The sequence below is a fragment of the Polyangium sorediatum genome (assembly GCF_029946465.1).
In the GTDB taxonomy this organism is placed as follows: domain Bacteria; phylum Myxococcota_A; class Polyangia; order Polyangiales; family Polyangiaceae; genus Polyangium; species Polyangium fumosum.
Window position 1 is genome coordinate 52,949 of sequence record NZ_JARZHI010000055.1, and the last position, 18,225, is coordinate 71,173.

Below are 18,225 nucleotides of genomic sequence, written 5' to 3' on the forward strand. Positions count from 1 at the left end.
ATTGACGCTCGAACGTAAACGGCGCCGAAATGTCTGGCGTTTTTCGGGCCTTGTGCCCCTCGGCTGCCGGCATTGCCCGAGCCGACGGGCCCCCCTAGGCTGGGGAAGACATGAAAATCGCGTCGCGCCCCCGGGTCATCATTCGCCGTTGCCCCACCTACGACGTCGAGCAGATCCGCCGGATCGTTCGGGAGGGGCTCGAGGAGCTCGATCTCCGGCCGCACGGCCGCACGCTGGTCAAGCCGAACTGCGTGGCGTCGGGCCCGTCGTTCCCGCACGCGTACACGCGGCCTGAGTTCTTGGAGGGCGTGCTGCGCGCCTTGCAAGACCGGAGCGACGGCCGCGTCCGCGAGCTCGCCCTGGGCGAGCGTTGCGGCATCACCCTCCCCACGCGCACGACGTTCGAGGGCGCGGAGTACTACCCGATGCTCAAGCGCACGGGCGTGAAGCACTACCACTTCGAGGAGGAGCCGCAGGTCGAGATCCGGCTCACCCACAAGGAGCGCCTGCGCGACTACGTCTTCACGCCCGAGCCCGTCGCGAAGGCCGACTTCTTCGTCAACTGCCCCAAGTTCAAGAGCCACCCCTGGACCACCGTGACGTTCTCCATGAAGAACTACATCGGCATCCAGGACGATCGGCACCGCCTCATCGACCACGACCACCGGCTCGACGAGAAGATCGCGGACCTGCAGTACATCGTTCAGCCGCAGTTCATCGCGATCGACGCGATCGTGGCCGGCGAAGGCCGGATGCTCACGCCCATCCCGCGCAAGCTCGGGCTCGTCATCATGGGCAACTCGCAGGCCGCGTTCGACGCGCTGTGCTGCAACATCATCGGCGTCGATCCGTACACGGTCGACCACCTCCGCCTCGCCTCCGAGCGTGGCTTCGGCTCGCTCGATCTCAGCTCGTTGGACATCAGCGGCGACGTGACGCTCGAAGAAGCGCAGGCGATGGCCAAGGGCTTCAAGGTGGGCCTCGTGCGCGTCGAGAAGTACTTCGAGGGCTCGCACATCACGGCGTACGCCGGCCCGCCACCGGAGCCGGAGCGCACGGACTACTGCTGGGGCGGCTGTCCGGGCGCGCTCGAGGAGGCCATCGAGATCCTTCGGCTCTACGACGAGCAGTGCGACGAGAAGATGCCGCGCATGCACATCGTCTTCGGGGCCTACGAAGGGAAGATCGACGCGAAGCCGGGCGAGCGTGTCGTCTTCATCGGCGACTGCGCGACGTGGTCCGGGGACCTCCACGGCCGCCTCGTGCGCGTCGAGAGCCTCTACAAAGACCGCGCGGAGAAGGACCCGTACCACGCCAAGCACGACGACATCTTCGCGAAGATGGTGCACGTGATGCGCAAGTTCGCGACCACCGATCCGACCGAGCCGCTGCGCCTCGAAGGCTGCCCCGTCAGCGTGGCCGAGCAGGTGCTCACGCTCGTCGAGCTCGGCAAGACGAAGAACCCGTACCTCTCGCCCTCGGAGGCCGTGCGCTTCAGCAAGGGCTACCTCGGCTGGCAAGGCAAGGCGCTCATGAAGCGCATCTCGGGCAAGCCCTACCAGATCCACGGCCCCTGCGAGCGCGGGCAAGCCGCGCCCGAGGTCTCTCCGCCTACGCTTCCGGACGCAGAATAACGTCGAACAACACCTCGACGTCGTCGCGAACACGGAACGCGCCGAGCGGCCCCTTCACCTCGCGAAGGCCGAGCCGCTTCATCGACAGCTCCGCGCGCCCAGAGACACGCGTGCGTTCCGCTTCCTCCGTCACGCGGAGCGAGACCGGAAGCGAGATCCGACCGCTCGAAACCTCGACCGTCACGTCCGCGCGCTCCCGTGACGTGCCCGTCGCGCGGACGCGCACCTCCTTCGTCCCCGGGAACACCTCGTCGCGGATCTTCCGCTCGATGTCCGATCGATCCGAGGTCGAGAGCGCCGACGTGTCGACGCGCTCACCATGAAGTGTCCCCACGACCTGCAGCGCGGCGACCGGCACGACGAGCTCCGCGGAAAACCCCTCGCCTTCGAGCGTCGCGCGGCCGCTGAGCGCAGAGGCCGCGAGTTCGAGATCGTGCGCCAAGCGCGCCAGCATCCCGCTGGCGCGGGTGTGAACGAGAAGCTTGGAGGACGAACGATCGACGATCAGCACGGATGCACTCACTCGCGACACCTCAGCGCGGCGGCTACGGGAAGCAGCATCGCCATGAGCAGGAGAGCCACGGAGCTCTGCGGCTGGGACAGCCCGAGCGGGCCTTCACCGCCGAGCAAGCCGCGTCCGTGCGCGCGCGGCAGGAGCGCCGCAAAGAGGCCCGCGCCGCTGCCGAAGAGGAAGTCGAGGACGAGCACCCCGAGGCGACCCCGGCCCCGTTCGAGGAACGTCGCGCCAAACGCGAACCAGCCGGCATAGGCCGCGCCGACGAGGGCGCCGATCCAGCCGCTCGTGAAGGCATCCCGCGCGAACGGCGGCGCCGCGGCCGACTGCGCGGACGCGACCGCGACGACGTCGAGCAGCGCGCCGCTCACGGCCGAAGCGAGCACGAGCGAAACACCGATCCCGAGCGCGACGTCGCGACGCGAAGCGCCGTACCGCGCGAGGGGCCAGGTGGCGTCACGCAGCTTCACGCGATCACACGCGCGCGCGGCGAGCGCGAAGCAGAAGAGCGGGATGACGAGGCGGAACGTCGCGGCGAGGGAACGATCGACCGCGCCTGCGGTGGTCACGCGGCGCTCGATGAGCCCGCCGGCGAACGCGAGCGCGAGCGCGAGGATCGTGGTGAGCACGACGCCCCGCCCCGCGAGCCTGCGCGCGCCCATCGCAACCCCGAGCGAAACGCCCCCGAAGGCGCCTGCGCCACGAGGCAACGTGGCCTCTGGTCGATGCTGCGACGTCATGTGCCTCCCCGTGGCTCGCCTGGCTCTCCCGGCGCCTCGTCGTGCGTGACGGCAGGCGCTTCCGCGGCCGGCGCCTTGTCGTGCGTGACGGCAGGCGCTTCCGCGGCCGGCGCCTCGTTCGGCACGGCCGAAGGCGCTGGCAGCGCGACGGGCGCGAGCGCACCTGGCACCCGCGCGCTCCTCGCCGCCGGAAGCACGACCGGTGGCCTCGGCGCGAGCCCCGCGGCGCGGCGGAACGTGAGCAACGCCTCGGCCGCGGCGCGCACCTGGACGATGCCGGGCGATGCGGGCGCGATGGCTTCGATGACGACGCCGGCCTCGACCGCTGCGTCCGTGAGCGCGAGCGCGCAAGCGTCGAGGTCGGCCCCGGACAAACGCAGCTCCGCGGCGCGTGGATACGGCCCCGCAGCCTCGCTCCACGCGACCGCCCGCACCTCCGCGCGATCGGCGAGCAAACGAGCGAGCATACGCACCGGCGCTCGTTCGCCCGCTTCGTTCGCGGGGCGCACCCACGCGACGAGCGCGGGCTCGCCGCCGGGCATGGGCTCCGCGGCGTCGGCCTCTCCGAGCACGAGCCCTTTGTGCAGCACGAGGACACGATCCCCGAGCGCACGCGCATCCGCGGGTGAGGACGTCGTCACGACGACACACGCGCCGCCGAGCGCGAGCTCGCGGATCCGCTCGCGCACGAGGCCGAGCAGATTGAGCGCGACGTCGGAGAGCGGCTCGTGCAGCACAACGAGCAGCGGCGACGGCGTGGAGAGCGCGAGCGCGAGCTCCACTGCGCGCGCCTCGGCGAACGAGAGCGATCGCGGCTCCCGGCGCGCGAGATGACCGAGGCCGAAGGGATCAAGCACGTCGCCGGCGCGCGTCGTCGCCTCGCCACGCGCCTTCCGCGAGAGCGCGACGGACGCCTCGACCGTGCGCGCATCCGGCAGCGCGGGCTCCGCGGCGAGCGCGCCGATCCGGGCCCGCAGCAAAGGCGAGCGCGCCGGTGCTTGTCCTTCGACCAGGACACGTCCCTGCAAGGGCGCGCGTGCTCCCGAGATCACCTCGGAGAGCGCGAGCGTCCCATCCTCGGGCGCACCCACGACCGCAAACACCCCCGCGCCGAGCGCGAGGCTCACGCCGGTCAAGCTCCCGCGTGAAGCGCCCCGCGGCGCCGCGGCGTCACGCGCATGGACGGCTTCGAGCACGAGCCGCGGCGGCGACGGACGCGGCATCGTCATGTGCCGGCTCCGCCGCCGGCGTCGACGAGAAGCGAGAGGAGCGCGGAGAGCGCGCCCGGGATCGAGTACGAGCCGCGCCCCGCGAGCTCCGCGAGCATCCACGGCACGATCACGATCGCCGCGAGCAGGACCCTGCCACGTTTGCCGCCCATACGCGCGGCAAACGTGGCGATCGTCCCGAGCGTGGTCCCTGCGATCACCGAGAACACGGACAGCCCGAGCGCGAACACGATCCTGCGCATCGCCATCGCGCCGGAGCTCGACAGCGCGACCGTCACGAGCGCGAGCCCGACGAGCGGCAGGCCGATCGCCCTCGTGATCTGCACCATCGACGCGAACCACCGCACCACGTGGAGGCTCTGCGCGTGCACGCCGTGTGTCGCCGCGAGCGCCTCGATCCCGGCCTCGCGATCCTCGGCGCTCCGATCGCTCGCTGCCGCGAGCGTCGTCGGGGCCGCGGCGAGCAGCGTGATCGACGCGGCCCCGAGGCCAACGAGCCCTTCGAGCGGCGCGCGCGTTCCTTCTGTCGCGCGGAGCACGATCGCGAGGACCGCGAACGACGCGCCGAGCAACACGCCGCAGGCGAGCCCGAGCCGCGAGAGCGTCGTGCGGCCGAGGCGCGCGCGAGACAACGCCACCGCGGCGAGCAAACGCCTCCTCCGACGCCCGCGAGGCGGCCCGGGAGAACGGCGCGCGGCAAGCGCACCGCTGAGGCTCGGGGGAGTCGATGTCGTCACGATGGTTACGAGGGTGAACGCGAGGATCCGCATCCCCGCTGCCCTTTCGCGCGGGCGGCGGCAAGGATATCCTGTGCGCAGTCCTGTGCTTGACCTGAAAATCCGCCGAGGGCGATGGGCTTCTGTTCTCGGGCTCTTGCTAGCGGGGGGTGCGCTCGGCGTCGCCTGCACGCCGGACTCCGCCATCGATCGGCCGACGACCGCCTCCAGCAGCGGCACGGGCGGCGCGGGCGGTGATGCTGGCGCGGGGGGGGATGCGGGCGCCTCCTCCAGCATGAGCTCGTCGAGCAGCTCGTCTTCGGCCTCGTCCAGCGGGAGCGGCGGCGCAGGCGGCGTCGGTGGCGCCGGCGGCCAGGGTGGCGCAGGTGCCGCAGGCGGCGCCGGTGGTTCCGGCGGCGTGGGCGGAAACCCCGTGAGCAACTGCCCGCCCGACGCGGACTTCGACGGCATCTCCGACGACGTCGAGGGCAAGGATCAAGGCGTCGACACGGACGGCGACGGCACGCCCGACTACCTCGACACGGACAGCGACAACGACTCGCTCCCCGACGCGTTCGAAGGCCAGACGGCCGCGGTCGGCTGCGCGCACCCGCAAAACTCCGACGGCACCGGGCCGCCCGACTTCCGCGACACGGACAGCGACGACAACGGCCTGCCCGACGCGCTCGAGGTCTACCCCGACCAGACGCCCTACGACCCGCAGAAGCCCGGGCCCAACCCCGCGGACACCGACGGCGACGGCATCCCCGACTACGCCGATCCCGACAACGACGACGACTCGTTGCCGGACACCGTCGAGCTCACGATGGGCGTCGCCGTCAACACGGACGGCGACGCGCTCCCCGATCTGTGTGACGCCGACAGCGACAACGACACGCTCGGCGACGCGTTCGAAGGGTTCGCCGATCCCGACGGCGACGGCGTGCCGGCGTTCCGCGACGCCGACAGCGACAACGACGGGCTCTCCGACTTCTGCGAGGCCGGACCGCTGCACATGGTCGCGGATCCGCCGCCCGACGCCGACAACGACGGCAAGTACGACTTCCTCGATCTCGACGCCGACGCCGACGGCATCCTCGACAAAGACGAAGACGTCAATCTCAACTGCTTCCTCGACACGCTCGAGACCGATCGCACGAAGGCCGACACGGACGGCGACGGCACCTCCGATCTCATCGAACGCGAGCTCGGCTCGAACCCACGGGATCCCTTCGTCACGCCCGGCACGCTCGGCAAGTTCTACTTCGTGTTGCCCTACCTCGGCGCGCCCTCGCCGGCCGAGAACATCGTTCCGCTTCGTACGAACTTGAACCAGGGCGACGTCGCCTTCCTCGTCGACACGACCGCGACGATGAGCGGCGAGATCCAGAACCTCAAGAGCAACCTCAGCGCGATCATCACCAAGCTGAAGGCGTCGATCCCCGATCTCGCCGTCGGCATCGCTGGCTTCGACGACTTCCCGACGGGCACGTACGGCACCCCGGGCGTCGATCAACCGTTCTACGTCGCGGGCAGCACGGGTTATGTGAGCACCGTCCTCGCGGACAACCTCGCCGCCGTCCTCTCGCTCAACGTGCACGACGGCGGCGACAACCCCGAGTCGCACATCGCCGCGATGCAACGCGCGCTCACGGACGCCTTCCTGCTATGGCCCGGCGGTCAGCTCACGCCGGCGGGCGCGCCCGCCGGCCGTTATGGAACGCTACGCTTCCGCGACGGCGCGCTGCCGATCCTCGTGCCGATCACCGACGCTCCGTTCCACAACGGACGGCGCGCCCTCAACGCGGCCAGCCTCCACGACGCCTACGACTTCAACGGCCAGGCCCCCTTCCCCACGCCCACGGTCGACACGCTCATCACCGCGATGAAGCAGCGCGGCGCGCGGCTCATCGGCATCTCCTCGTCGAACGGCGTCCGCGCGGGCGGTGATCCGTACGAGGACCTCGCGTACATCGCCGATCAGACGAGCTCGCTCGTCCCGCCCTCCGCGTTCGGCGGCATGCAGTGCGGCACGGGCCCGAACGGCGCGTTCCTCGTCCCCGACGGGCCCGCGACCTCGGACAACCCCGGCGGCACCTGCCGCCTCATCTTCGACATCAGCACCGACGGCACCGGGCTCAACGACGTCACGCTCGACAACGGCATCAAGGCTCTCCTCAAGTCGATCCGCTTCGACATCCGCTCCCTCGCCACCGCGAGCCTCGCCGATCCCATCGACGCGGTGGACACGTTCATCGCGCAGATCTCGGTCAACGCGTCGGGCGGCGAGGACGCAGCCGAGCCGGGCGTCCCGTGCTTCTCGCTGAACGCCGTCCAGCAGCTCAAGGACATCTGGTCGGGCGCGAAGGGCCTCGTCAAGGCGCAGGACGGCGTGAATGAGACCGCCCTCGGAATCGTTCCTGGTCAGAAGATCTGCTTCAAGATCGTGCCCACCCCGAACACGACGATCCCGCAAAACCAGACCGCGCAGATCTTCAAGGCCACGCTCACGATCAAGGCACAGAACGGCATCGCGCCCTCGGAGCTGCTGCTCGGCGCGCCCAAGGAGATCCTCTTCCTCGTCCCGCCCGCGCCGCAGTGACGCTCACCAGGTGGGCTCCTTCTTGCCCTTGCGCTTCTTCTTGCGCTCCTTGTTGCTGATCCCGATCTTCCCCCACTCGTACGACACGCGCCGGCGGAACGCGCCGTTGTCGTCGCCCCCGTAGACGAAGAGCTCGCGCGGCGTCTCCGTCTCGCCCACCGTCGGCTGCCAGAGCTCCGTCGGCACGAAGGCCATCGAGACCGGCGCGTCGAAGCGCATGCGCGCCACGACGACCCCGCATCGCGCGTGCCCTGCGGCCTTCGCGCAGCCGCCGCCGAGCACGAGCTCCTCGTTGCCGAGGGGATGCCACGTCCAGATCCGTTCGACCTCGAACGGATGATCGGCCTTCCGCTTCTTCACCACCTCGCGGATCTCCTCCGGCACGAGCGGCGCGAGCGCGCGCGCGAGCTCGGCCTTCGTGTCCGCGGGGTGGAATGTGAGCGCCGCGCCTCGGCTCACGTTGAGCACCACCTCGAAGCTGTTGGGCTCCCCCGCGCAGCAGCGGAAGCCCACGTCGGCGCGGCGCAGATCGGACCGCACGCCGCGCCCGTTCGCGCATCGGCCCACGAGCTCGCCTTGCGGCGCGTTCCCTCCGCGTGTCGTCCCGAGGTTCGTCTTGCTCCCGTCGCGCCGCCACTGGCTCGACGTCCACTGCCACACGCCGCCGTGCAGATCGTGGACGCCGAACGCGCTCTTGCACCCCGCGTTCACGCCGTTCGGCACGAGGTTCCGCATCGAGCCCGTCATGCACGTCGCCGGCTTGTACGTATCGCCGTACGGGTACGCCGTGTTCTGCGGCCCCTTGCACGCGCGCTCCCACTCGAGCTCCGTGCAGAGCCGCTTCTGCTGACCCGCGCAGAGCTCGGCCGCCTCGGCCTGCGACACGTTCGTCGTGGGGATCGCGCCGGGCTCGTTCGGGTACGGGAACAGATCGATGTAGAAGCCGCTCATCACGACCTGCTCGCCCGCCATCTCCTCGTCGGGGACACGCGGCAGCTTCTCGGGCGGCGTGCCCGCGATGAGCGATCCGGGCGGGATCCAGGCCATGCCCGGCCGCGGCTCAGGCTCTCGATCCGCCGTCACCCACGGCGGATCGGCCTCTTCCCCTGCGTCGGTCGGCTCGGGCGCGAGCCGCTTGCCTTGACAGCCGATCGCGAACAGGGCCGCGGCGACGAGGGCCCTCTTCACGTCGGCTCGTGCTCGCGCTCCCGGAGCCCGAGCTCCTTCATCTTGAGCTGCAGGCCCTTGCGCGAGATCTTGAGCAGCCGCGCCGCGTGCGTCACGTTGCCCTGCGTCTGCTTGAGCGCGCGTACGATCAGGTCGCGCTCGAGCTTGCTCATCGCGGCCTTGACCTGCTCCTTCAGGCCGTCGGCGATCGACGCCGACTCGCCTTGTTGCGGATCGGGCGACGACGGCGACGGCGGCCGCGCGCCTTCCGCGGAGGCGGGCACGCTCGCGGCTACGGCGGACGACGGCCCCGCGTTCGATCGCACCTCCTCCGAGAGATCTTCGAGCCGGATGCGAGCGCCGTCCGCGAACAGCACCGCGCGCTCGATCACGTTCTCGAGCTCGCGGATGTTCCCCGGCCAGCCGTAGGACGCGAGCCGCTCGAGCGCGTCCGGCTCGACGCCCTCGATGCTCTTGCGCAGCCGCGCGTTGAACTTCGCGATGAAGTACGACACGAGCGGCGGGATGTCGGTCCGGCGCTCGCGCAGCGCGGGCAGCGCGATCGACACCACGTTGAGCCGGTAGAACAGATCCTCGCGGAACGACCCCGCGCCGATCTCGCGCTTCAGATCGCGGTTCGTCGCGGCCACGAGCCGCACGTCGACGCGGATCGTCTTGATGCCGCCCACGCGCTCGAACTCGCTCTCCTGGAGCACGCGCAGGAGCTTCACCTGCATCTCGTTCGGGATCTCGCCGATCTCATCGAGGAAGAGCGTCCCGCCCGAGGCGAGCTCGAAGCGCCCCGGCTTCGACGCGACCGCGCCCGTGAACGCGCCTCGCTCGTAGCCGAAGAGCTCCGACTCCATCAGGTCCTTCGGGATCGCGGCGCAGTTCACCTTGATGAAGGGCCGATCGCGCCGGCCCGAGTTCTCGTGCAGCGCCCGCGCCACGAGCTCCTTGCCCGTCCCGCTCTCGCCCGTGATGAGCACCGTCGTGGGCGTGTCCGAGACACGCTCGATGATCGCGTAGAGGTCGTGGATCGGCTGGCTCTCGCCGATGATGCCGAAGCGCGCGGAGCCCTCGCGCGGGGACGCGGAGGCGGCGACGTCGCGCGACGCGTCGGCGCTCGCGAGGTCACGCGTCCGCAGCGCCTTGCGCACCACGAGGCGCACCTCGTGCTGATCGAAGGGCTTCGTGATGTAGTCGAAGGCGCCGGTCTTCAGGGCCTCGACGGCGTTGTCGACCGTCCCGTGCGCCGTCAACATGACCACGGGGCGCGTCGGATCGTCCCGCATGGCGGCGCGGAGCAGATCCATCCCGTCCACCTTGGGCATCCGGAGGTCGGTGATCACGAGGTCGATGTGGTGCTCCTTGAGGAAAGCGAGGGCTTCCTCGCCGTCCTCGGCGGTGTGCACCTCGTAGCCGTCCCGGCCGAGCTGCGCGCTGAGCACGCGGCGCAGGTTGGCCTCGTCGTCCACGACCAGGATCTGCTTCTTTTCAGGTAGCACGCGGCGAGGTTACCAGAGCCCGGGGCCCGGGGGGACCAGCGGCAGGGCCCCGGGATCGGACGGGCCGGGACCCGGACGTTGGCTGGGGGTCGGGGGGGCCGGGACGGGGAAAGAAGCGGGATCGCCGGCATCTTGCTCACCGTGTGCGCGCTTTTTTTCGCGGACGGCAGCACATGCCATTATGCTCGGTACGAAGGACGAATACCGCATGTGGGGAACGCGCGCGCAGGGGGTATCTCTGGTCGGGCTTGTCGTCGGGGTGACCCTGGCGACGGGCATGGCCATGGCCGATGGCTCGCAGAACCCGTTCGCCGGCAAGTGCAACCGAACGGCGACGGATGAGGATGTCGAAGGCGCCAAGGGCGCCCACAAGGCCGCACGGCAGTTTTACGAGCGTGGTGAGTACGCTCGGGCGATCCAGTACTGGCGCGATGTCTTCAACCTCGACTGCAACGCGGTCGGCACGCTGCTGAACATCGCCAACGCATACGAGAAGCTCGGCGATCGGCAGAACGCGATCTTCGCGCTGGAGGCGTACCTCGAACGCGCGCCGGACGCGCCGGACGCGTCGAAGATCCAGACGCGCGTGAAAAACCTGAAGGACCTGCAGCAGAGCCAGGCGCCGACGGCCTCCGCATCGGCGACGGTCTCTGCGCCGCCCACGAGCTCGGCGATTCGCCCCGAGCTCCCGCCGCCTCCCCCCGTCAAACCCTTCGGCATCGCGCCGTGGATCACGGTCGGCGTCGGCGGCGCGGCGCTCATCGCGGGCGCCATCCTCTTGCCGGTGGGCCTCGGCAACGTGTCGGGCGTGCAGAAGACCGACAAGGACATCGGCGGCAAAACAGGGTGCTTCCAGATCAAAAATGGCATCACCCCGACGAACAACCTCACGACGACCCAGCTCGACGGCTCGTCCGGCCGGTGGTTCTGTTACGACGAGACGTCGTACAACCAGGCCGTCCTCGGACAGACGCAGACCCTCGTCGGCAAGATCGCGCTCGGCGTCGGTGGCGCGGCCGTCGCGGGCGGCCTCGTGTGGGAGCTGCTCTTCAACAAGCCCGTGCCGCAGGACGAGCAGAAGTCGGGCCGCGTGCACGTCACGCCGAGCGTGGGTCCCGGCATGAGCGGCGTCCTCGTCCACGGTTCGTTCTAACGAACCGCTTGGCCCTCAAACGGGCTCTCGATTCCCCCAAGGCATCTCGCGCTCCAGGATCGGCGGCGGCAACGTCGCCCCGATCCCGGCCGCGATCCGCTCGACGAGGTCGTGGAAGATGACCGCGCTCGCGCCGTAGAGCACGCACGCGTCGAGCCGGAAGTGCGGCATCAGGATCTCCGCGCCCCGCCAGTTCAGCATCACCCCGTACCGCGGCGCCTCCCCGCGCAGATACGCGCCCAGCGGCAGCTCGAGCACCTGCGCGATCTCGCCCGAGCACGCCACCGGCGCGAGCCCCTCGCCCACGGCCACGACGTACGGGTGGATCAAGTACCGACCGTTGTACGTCGGCGTCGGCGTGAGCTCGCCGAGATGCGTGATCCCCTCCCCGGCGAGCCCCACCTCCTCGTCCATCTCGCGCAGCGCGGTCGCGTAGAGATCCACGTCGCTCGGCTCTCGTTTGCCGCCGGGGAACGCCACCTGGCTCGCGTGCTCGCGTAGCTCCGCCGATCGCAGGATCGCGATCACCACCGGATCACGCGTGAAGCGGATCGGGATCGCGACGGCCGCGGGGCGCGCGTTCGTCTGCAGCATCGAGATCCACGGGCTCTCCTCTGCCGGCAGACCGGCGAGGGAGCGGCGAACGACGTCGGGGGAGAGCCGCATGCTTCGAGGAGCCTGCCTCAAGGGAGCAGAACAGGCCCGCGGCGGTCAATCCTTCTTGGCCTCGTCGCCCGTCACGAGGCCCGGTAGCACCACGCCACGCGCGCGGGCCACGTCCATCACCTGATCGAGGCCCGCCGACAGGAACGAGAACAAACTCCCGTCGGTCGTCGTCACGTTGACGCGATCGAACGAGGCGCGGAACGCGTTCGCGATCGAGGGCAGCGTCTCGGTCAGCATGATCTCCTGCAGCCGCGCCTCGCCGAGCTCCGGCACGCTGCGCTTCTTCGCCTCGATCTCGGCCTCGAGCTCCGCCGCCGCGCGGCGCGTCGAAAGCGCGATCCGCGCCTCGGCTTGCTCGGCCTCTGCGCGCTCGCGGGCGCGCAGAAGCTCCTCCTCGTGGGCCCTCCGCGCGAGGGCCTGCTTGTGCTCGAGCGCTTCCATCTCGCGCTTGCGCTCCGCCGTGATGCGCGCCTCCTCCTCCGCCATGATCGCGCGCCGCGCGTCCTCGGCCGCTCGCTTGCGCTCGAATGCGAGCCGGTTCTCCTCCACCGCGACCTCCTCCTTCGCGCGCAGCGCATCGAGCGCGAGCTTCTCGCGGTAGGGCGCCTGCAGCCTCGTAAACACCTCCTGCGAGAGCACCTTCACGTCCTGGATCTCGATCGTGTCGATCACCACGCCCCAGCCCGTGCTCGTTCCATCCTGCAGGCTCCCCTCGCCTGCCAGCACCGGCGCGATCTCGGCCATCAGCGCGGCCGCGACGCGCTCCTTGCGGTGCGTGAGGCACTCTTCGAGGCGCAGGCCCGCGACGATGCGCCGCGTGGCGCCGACGAACATCTCGCGCAGGATGTCGGTGAGCCCGTGATGATCCCGATCGATCATCCGGTAGGCGAGCAGCGGCTCGACGATGCGGTAGACCGCGAGGCCCGTCACCTCCACGCCGGCCTTCTCCAGCGTCACCTGATCGGCGCGGAACTGGAGCTTTTGGATCGTGGTCGGGATCAACGTGACGCTGTCCGACGGCCACTTGAAGACGCTCACGCCTTGGCCTGAGCGCTTCACCTTCCCGTCGCGGATCAGGATCAGAAACTCGTGCGGCTCTGCGGTGACACGGCCGAAGTTCGGGATCGTTCGCATGCCGGCGCGAGGGAGCAACCTCCGCGCCAGCGCCAAAATCACGCGCAGCCAGCACGTTTGCGAGGCCCGCCCTCCCTCCTCCCGCCTCGCGGCGCGCTCCATTCCGACGCGCGCCGATCCGTTTCGAAGCTCAGGCCGGATCCACGACCGCGTACACCACGATCGGCTCGGCCTTGCCGCGCACCGCCACCGGCGGCATCGGCCGCGCCGTCACGATGTCCTTCACCCGCTCGTGGGCCGCCTCGCTGAGGAGGATGTCCGTCCCCAGCTCCTTCGTGAGCCCCTGGATCCGCGCCGCCACGTTCACGACGTCGCCGATCACCGTGTACTCCATCCGATCGGGGCTCCCCACGCTCCCGGCCACCATCTCGCCCGTGTGCAGGCCGATCCCGATCCGCAGCGCCGCGCGTCCCTCGGCCACCTCGCGCTCGTTGAAGCGGGCGAGCGCCGCGCGCACCCCGAGCGCCGCGCGGGCCGCGCATTCGGCGTGATCGGGCGCTGGCACGGGCGCGCCGAACACCGCGAGCAGGCTATCGCCGCCGAACTTGTTGATGAACCCGCCCTCGGCGCGGATCGGCGGGCTCACCGCGGCGAAGTACCGGTTGAGCAGGCTCACGACCTCCACGGGCGGCATCGTCTCCGAGAGCGACGTGAAGCCACGGATGTCGGCGAAGATCACGGTCGCGCGCACGAGGCTCCCGCCCATCGACACGCCGTGCTTCATCACCTGCTCGGCGAGCTCGGGCGCCACGTACCGGCCGAACGCGTCGCGCAGCCGCTCGCGCTCCACGAGCCCACGCGTCATCCGGTTGAAGCCGCGGTACGCCTCGGCGAACTCGTCCGTCGAGGCCACCACGAGCTCCGCGGACACCTCGCCTCGCTCGACGCGCCGCATGGCCTCGACGAGATCCTCGGCCGACGACGCGATGTCGCGCGAGAGCATCGTCGCGAGGAAAAGCGCCAGGCTCGATCCGCCGATCACGAGCAGGAACACCCACACTTCGAGTGGCTCCTCGATCCACGCAAACTCGAACATCTGCGCCTTCGCGAGCAGGCGATCGAGCTTGAGCAGCGCCGTGTACCCGAGCGCCGCGAGGGGCACGCACGCGACGAACGCGAACACGAGAAGGAGCTGCGAGCGCATCTTGAGCGGCAGCACCTTGGGCACTGCGTCGCGCACCGCTTCGTCCACGTGCGCGCGGATGTGCGGGAGCACGGGCTTCACGGCCGACTTCACCGCGAGGTACTCGTAGATCGCGTGGCCCGAGGCGAAGACCCCGACCGTCGCGTAGACGAGGGCGAACTGCCACGGCGCGAGGCCGAGCCCAAGCCACGCGTTCGCGAGCAAGCAGGCCACCGTCAACCCCATGGCGAGGACCGGCGCATGCAGGAAGAGCACACGCGCGGCCGTGTAGAGCGGCAGGTTCAAGGCGCGCGCGAGCGCCGGCGCCGCGAGCGCTGGCGCCGAAGGCCCCGGCAGCGCCGCGAAGAACGCGCGGATCGGCGCGATGTGCCGCCCGATCACCAGGATGTCGACGATCACCTGCGGCACCGAGGCCAGCGGCGCGAGCAGCCCGAGGACGAGCTGCTTCTGGTAGACGCTGAAGTCGAGGCCAAACAGGAAGAAGAGCGCGCCCGTGCCCGTCGCGGCGAGGGAGGCGGTGAGGTAGATCAGGATCAGCCGCCGATGCAAGAGCCGCCCCAGCTCGTCCCAGGCGCGCCCTCCGGCCGTCTTCTCGGGCATCGTCGCCAGCGCCTCCGTCATCACGCCTCCCTATGCCTCGACGGGATCCTTCGGGCGCTCCGCCAGCACCGGCGCCGCGAGCGCGGCGAGCGTTGTCGCGAGGACCGCCGCCAGGGGCAAGAGGATTTGTAACGCCGGCCCCCCGTCGATGCGTACCACACGTGGCCGCGGATCCGCGTCCGGGGCGGTCGGCGAAAGCGTCGCGAGGAGCCGCTCCCGCTCGAAGTCGAAGGAGAGCGCTCGGAGGACGACGCCGGGCTCGAACGACGCGAGCGCCTCGAAGAGCGGCCCCGCCGCGGCGAAGGCCTGCGCGGCTCGCTCCCCGCGCAGATCGACCCCGGGCCCCGCGAAGGGGCACCCCGCGGCATCCGTCATCGGCACCACGCGCACGTGGTGATCCGCGACGCGCAGCTTGAACGAACGGATCTGCAAGGGGCCCCCTCGTGCTCTTAGCGCCGCACCTCGTGCGGCTTGCGCCCCTTGTTGTTGCACTTGCCACGTTCGGCCCGGGCGCGCTTCATCGCGATGGGCATCGAGCCCTTCCCCGACGCGGGCGGCACCAGGCAATGCGGCTTCGACCCGATGAGATCCGCGCGCCCGGCCTTGATCAAGGCCTCGCGCGCCTCGTCGTGGTGGGCCTGGTCCCAGTAGAGCAAGAGCGCCTTCTGGAGCCGCTTTTCGTGCATCTCCTTGGCCGTGTAGACCGGCGCCTTCGTGAAGGGATCGATGCCCGTGTAATACATGCACGTCGCCATCGACATCGGCGTCGGAATGAAATCCTGCACCTGCCGCGGCCGCATTCCCTTTTTCTTGAGCCAGAGCGCGAGGTCCACCATGTCCTTGAGCGCCGATCCCGGGTGGCCCGAGATGAAGTACGGCACGAGGAACTGGTTTTTCCCCGCGTCCTCGCTCGCGCACTGGAATTGCTCGGCGAAGCGCTCGTAGCTCTCGATGCCCGGCTTCTTCATCTTGTCGAGCACGTCCTTCTTCGAGTGCTCGGGCGCGACCGAGAGCTGGCCGCCCACGTGCCATTTCGCGAGCTCCTCGATGAATTCGGGCGAGCGCTCGGCGAGATCGTAGCGAATGCCCGACGCGATGAAGACCTTCTTCACGCCCTCGCTCTCGCGCACGGCCCGCATCAGATCGAGCAGCGGCTCGTGATCCGTCTCCAGGTTCTCGCAGACCCCGGGGTGCACGCACGAGAGCCTGCGGCATTTGCTCTCGATCGCGGGGTCTTTGCATTTCATCATGTACATGTTGGCCGTGGGGCCGCCGAGGTCCGAGATGGAGCCGCGGAAATCATCCATTCGGCGAAGCGCGCGGATCTCCTTCAGGATGCTCTCGGCCGAGCGCGACTGGATGACCCGACCCTCGTGCTCCGTGATCGAGCAGAACGTGCAGCCCCCGAAGCAGCCGCGCATCGTCACGATCGAATGCTTCACCGTCTCGAACGCCGGGATCGGCTCCGAATACGTGAAATGCGCCGCGCGCGCGAAGGGCAGGTCGTAGAGCTCGTCCATGTCCTTCGTCTCGAGCGGGATGGCGGGCGGATTGAAATACACCGCCTCCTCGCCGTGCGGCTGCACGAGCGGCCGCCCGTTGCCCGGGTTCGTCTCGTACTGGAAGCGCCGGCTCATCTCGGCGAACGCCTCCTTGTCCCGGACGACCTCCTCGTAGCTTGGCAGGATCACGACCTTGCCGTCGCTGACGAACCGGCTCGGCTCGATCTCCTCCCATTCGCCCTTGCGCAGCACGAGGGCCGTGCCCCGCACGTCGCGGAGGTCGCGGATCGTCTGGCCCCGCCGCAGCCGCTCGGCGACCTCCCAGACCGGCCGCTCGCCCATCCCGAAAATGAGCAGATCCGCCTTGGCGTCGAGCAACACGCTGCGGCGCACCTGGTCCGACCAGTAGTCGTAGTGCGCGATCCGCCGCAGCGACGCCTCGATCCCGCCGAGCACGAGCGGCACGCCCGGGAAGGCGCGGCGGCAGAGGTTGCCGTACACGATCGTCGCGCGGTTCGGCCGGAGGCCCGTGCGTCCGCCCGGCGAGTACTGGTCCTCGCTCCGGATCTTCTTCTGCGCCGTGAGCTTGTTCAACATGCTGTCCATGTTGCCGGCCGTGATGCCCACGAAGAGCCGCGGCGGCCCCATGCGCAGGAGGTCGTCGGTCGTGCGCCAGTCCGGCTGCGAGATGACCCCGACGCGGAAGCCGCGGGCTTCGAGGAAGCGGCCGATCAGGGCGGCGCCGAACGCGGGGTGATCGACGTAGGCGTCGCCGTTCACGAGGAGCACGTCGAGCTCGTCCCAGCCGCGCGCCTCCATCTCGGCGCGGGTCGTGGGCAGGAAACGGCGGAGATCACGGCCCGACGCGTGGGCGCTTTTGCGGATCTGGACGATGGTCACGGCGCTGTGACCCTAGCCTGCCGGGGGCTCCGCGTCAGCGACGGCGGCGACGTAGGCGCGTTTTTCCACGCCCGCCCCCCGCGCCCGCTTCATTCTGCACGAGCCGCCGCGTCGGGGCGCTGCCCCGAACCCCGCGAGGGGCTGTCCGCCCCCTCGACCCCGGACCAGCCAGGGGCTGGACCCAGGGTTGAAAAACTGCGCGGTGCGCAGTTTTTCAAACAGGCCGACGAAGAAGCCGGGGTGCCAGCAGATGCCGCTGCGCGGCTGTCTTGGTGGGGAACGCCGCCGCCGGGATGAGCCTGCCTACCAAAGGCCGCAGCGCGGACAGGTCGGCGGCCAACGCCTCGTCGCATGACTGATCTTCCCCCGCTCCCGTGGACAAACCGACTATGCCGCAAACGCGGCCACTTGTGCTCGCAATTCGAACTCGACCGGGCTCAAGTACCCGAGGTACGAGTGCCGCCGGGCGTGGTTGTAGAACCTCTCGAGGTAGTCACCGATCGACGCCATCGCGGCATCCCGGGTCGGGAAGCGCATCGCGTCGCCCAGCTCGGCCTTGAGGGTCGCGAAGAAGCTCTCGGCGACGGCGTTGTCCCAGCAGTCGCCGGTGCGGCTCATGCTCGCGACGATGCCGCGCTCGCGCAGCGCCTTCCGGTAGTCCTCGCTGGCGTAGGGGCTGCCGCGATCGGAGTGGTGCAAAAGCCCCGGCTTCGGCCGGCGTGCGCGTAGCGCCTGCTCGAGCGCGGCGAGCGCGAGGGCGCGGTCGTTCTGCTCGCTCATCGCGAAGCCCACGACCCGCCGCGAGAACAGGTCGAGGATCGTGGCCAAGTACAGCCAGCCCTCGGCCGTCGGGATGTACGTCACGTCGGTCACCCACGCCTCGTTCGGGGCCTTGGCGTCGAATTGGCGACCGAGCAGGTTCGGCGCGATAGGCATCGCGTGGTTCGAGTCCGTGGTGCGCCGGAAACGGCGCTTGCTGCGCGCTTCGAGGCCGCGCTCGCGCATGAGCCGCTCGA

General features: G+C 70.0%; 15 protein-coding genes. 3 read left to right on the forward strand and 12 right to left on the reverse strand.

What is annotated here, in order from left to right; genetic code table 11:
- Positions 1–110 precede the first annotated feature (110 nt).
- On the forward strand, positions 111–1,634 hold the full coding sequence (locus tag QHF89_RS37590; protein ID WP_136972201.1) for a DUF362 domain-containing protein: 1,524 nt from the start codon (positions 111–113) through the stop codon (positions 1,632–1,634).
- Here the strand turns inward: QHF89_RS37590 and QHF89_RS37595 are convergent.
- Genes QHF89_RS37595 through QHF89_RS37610 form a run of 4 tightly spaced genes read right to left on the reverse strand, consistent with a single transcriptional unit; the run spans position 1,612 to position 4,755 of the window.
- The gene (locus QHF89_RS37595; protein WP_136927835.1) at positions 1,612–2,157 is read right to left on the reverse strand and encodes a hypothetical protein; all 546 of its coding nucleotides are present in this window, start codon (positions 2,155–2,157) and stop codon (positions 1,612–1,614) included. The two genes, QHF89_RS37590 and QHF89_RS37595, sit on opposite strands and share 23 nt — an antisense overlap.
- Positions 2,154–2,858, reverse strand: a complete 705-nt coding sequence (locus QHF89_RS37600) for a hypothetical protein (protein ID WP_136972200.1) — start codon at positions 2,856–2,858, stop codon at positions 2,154–2,156. Before QHF89_RS37600 ends, QHF89_RS37595 begins: the two co-directional genes overlap by 4 nt.
- A gap of 26 nt (positions 2,859–2,884) precedes the next feature.
- Positions 2,885–4,117: an ATP-binding cassette domain-containing protein gene (locus tag QHF89_RS37605; protein ID WP_136972199.1), complete on the reverse strand. Its 1,233-nt coding sequence runs from the start codon at positions 4,115–4,117 to the stop codon at positions 2,885–2,887.
- Positions 4,114–4,755, reverse strand: a complete 642-nt coding sequence (locus tag QHF89_RS37610; RefSeq protein WP_136972198.1) for a hypothetical protein — start codon at positions 4,753–4,755, stop codon at positions 4,114–4,116. The genes QHF89_RS37605 and QHF89_RS37610 overlap by 4 nt, the downstream gene beginning before the upstream one ends.
- Before the next feature lie 235 nt (positions 4,756–4,990).
- On the opposite strand from QHF89_RS37610, the gene QHF89_RS37615 reads away from it, so the two are divergent.
- Positions 4,991–7,435, forward strand: a complete 2,445-nt coding sequence (locus QHF89_RS37615; protein ID WP_136972197.1) for an MSCRAMM family adhesin SdrC — start codon at positions 4,991–4,993, stop codon at positions 7,433–7,435.
- 3 nt (positions 7,436–7,438) lie between these two features.
- Here QHF89_RS37615 and QHF89_RS37620 read toward each other — a convergent pair whose 3' ends face one another.
- Complete coding sequence (locus tag QHF89_RS37620) at positions 7,439–8,623, reverse strand: formylglycine-generating enzyme family protein (protein WP_284721432.1); 1,185 nt, start codon at positions 8,621–8,623, stop codon at positions 7,439–7,441.
- Positions 8,620–10,110, reverse strand: a complete 1,491-nt coding sequence (locus QHF89_RS37625; protein ID WP_136972196.1) for a sigma-54-dependent transcriptional regulator — start codon at positions 10,108–10,110, stop codon at positions 8,620–8,622. The genes QHF89_RS37620 and QHF89_RS37625 overlap by 4 nt, the downstream gene beginning before the upstream one ends.
- Before the next feature lie 181 nt (positions 10,111–10,291).
- On the opposite strand from QHF89_RS37625, the gene QHF89_RS37630 reads away from it, so the two are divergent.
- Positions 10,292–11,263, forward strand: a complete 972-nt coding sequence (locus tag QHF89_RS37630; protein ID WP_284721433.1) for a tetratricopeptide repeat protein — start codon at positions 10,292–10,294, stop codon at positions 11,261–11,263.
- Between the two features lie 15 nt (positions 11,264–11,278).
- Here QHF89_RS37630 and QHF89_RS37635 read toward each other — a convergent pair whose 3' ends face one another.
- The 6 genes from QHF89_RS37635 to QHF89_RS37660 form a co-directional block, all read right to left on the reverse strand.
- The gene (locus QHF89_RS37635; protein WP_136972194.1) at positions 11,279–11,929 is read right to left on the reverse strand and encodes an NUDIX hydrolase; all 651 of its coding nucleotides are present in this window, start codon (positions 11,927–11,929) and stop codon (positions 11,279–11,281) included.
- 45 nt (positions 11,930–11,974) lie between these two features.
- Positions 11,975–13,063, reverse strand: a complete 1,089-nt coding sequence (locus QHF89_RS37640; RefSeq protein ID WP_284721434.1) for an SPFH domain-containing protein — start codon at positions 13,061–13,063, stop codon at positions 11,975–11,977.
- A gap of 130 nt (positions 13,064–13,193) precedes the next feature.
- On the reverse strand, positions 13,194–14,828 hold the full coding sequence (locus QHF89_RS37645; RefSeq protein ID WP_136972192.1) for an adenylate/guanylate cyclase domain-containing protein: 1,635 nt from the start codon (positions 14,826–14,828) through the stop codon (positions 13,194–13,196).
- A gap of 9 nt (positions 14,829–14,837) precedes the next feature.
- Entirely contained in the window at positions 14,838–15,239 is a 402-nt protein-coding gene (locus tag QHF89_RS37650; RefSeq protein ID WP_136972191.1) for a hypothetical protein, read from the reverse strand.
- Positions 15,240–15,256: 17 nt separating this feature from the next.
- Positions 15,257–17,209: a YgiQ family radical SAM protein gene (locus QHF89_RS37655; RefSeq protein WP_136972190.1), complete on the reverse strand. Its 1,953-nt coding sequence runs from the start codon at positions 17,207–17,209 to the stop codon at positions 15,257–15,259.
- Between the two features lie 387 nt (positions 17,210–17,596).
- Positions 17,597–18,225 (reverse strand): IS3 family transposase (locus QHF89_RS37660; protein WP_136972189.1); only part of this gene is annotated, 629 nt, incomplete at its 5' end.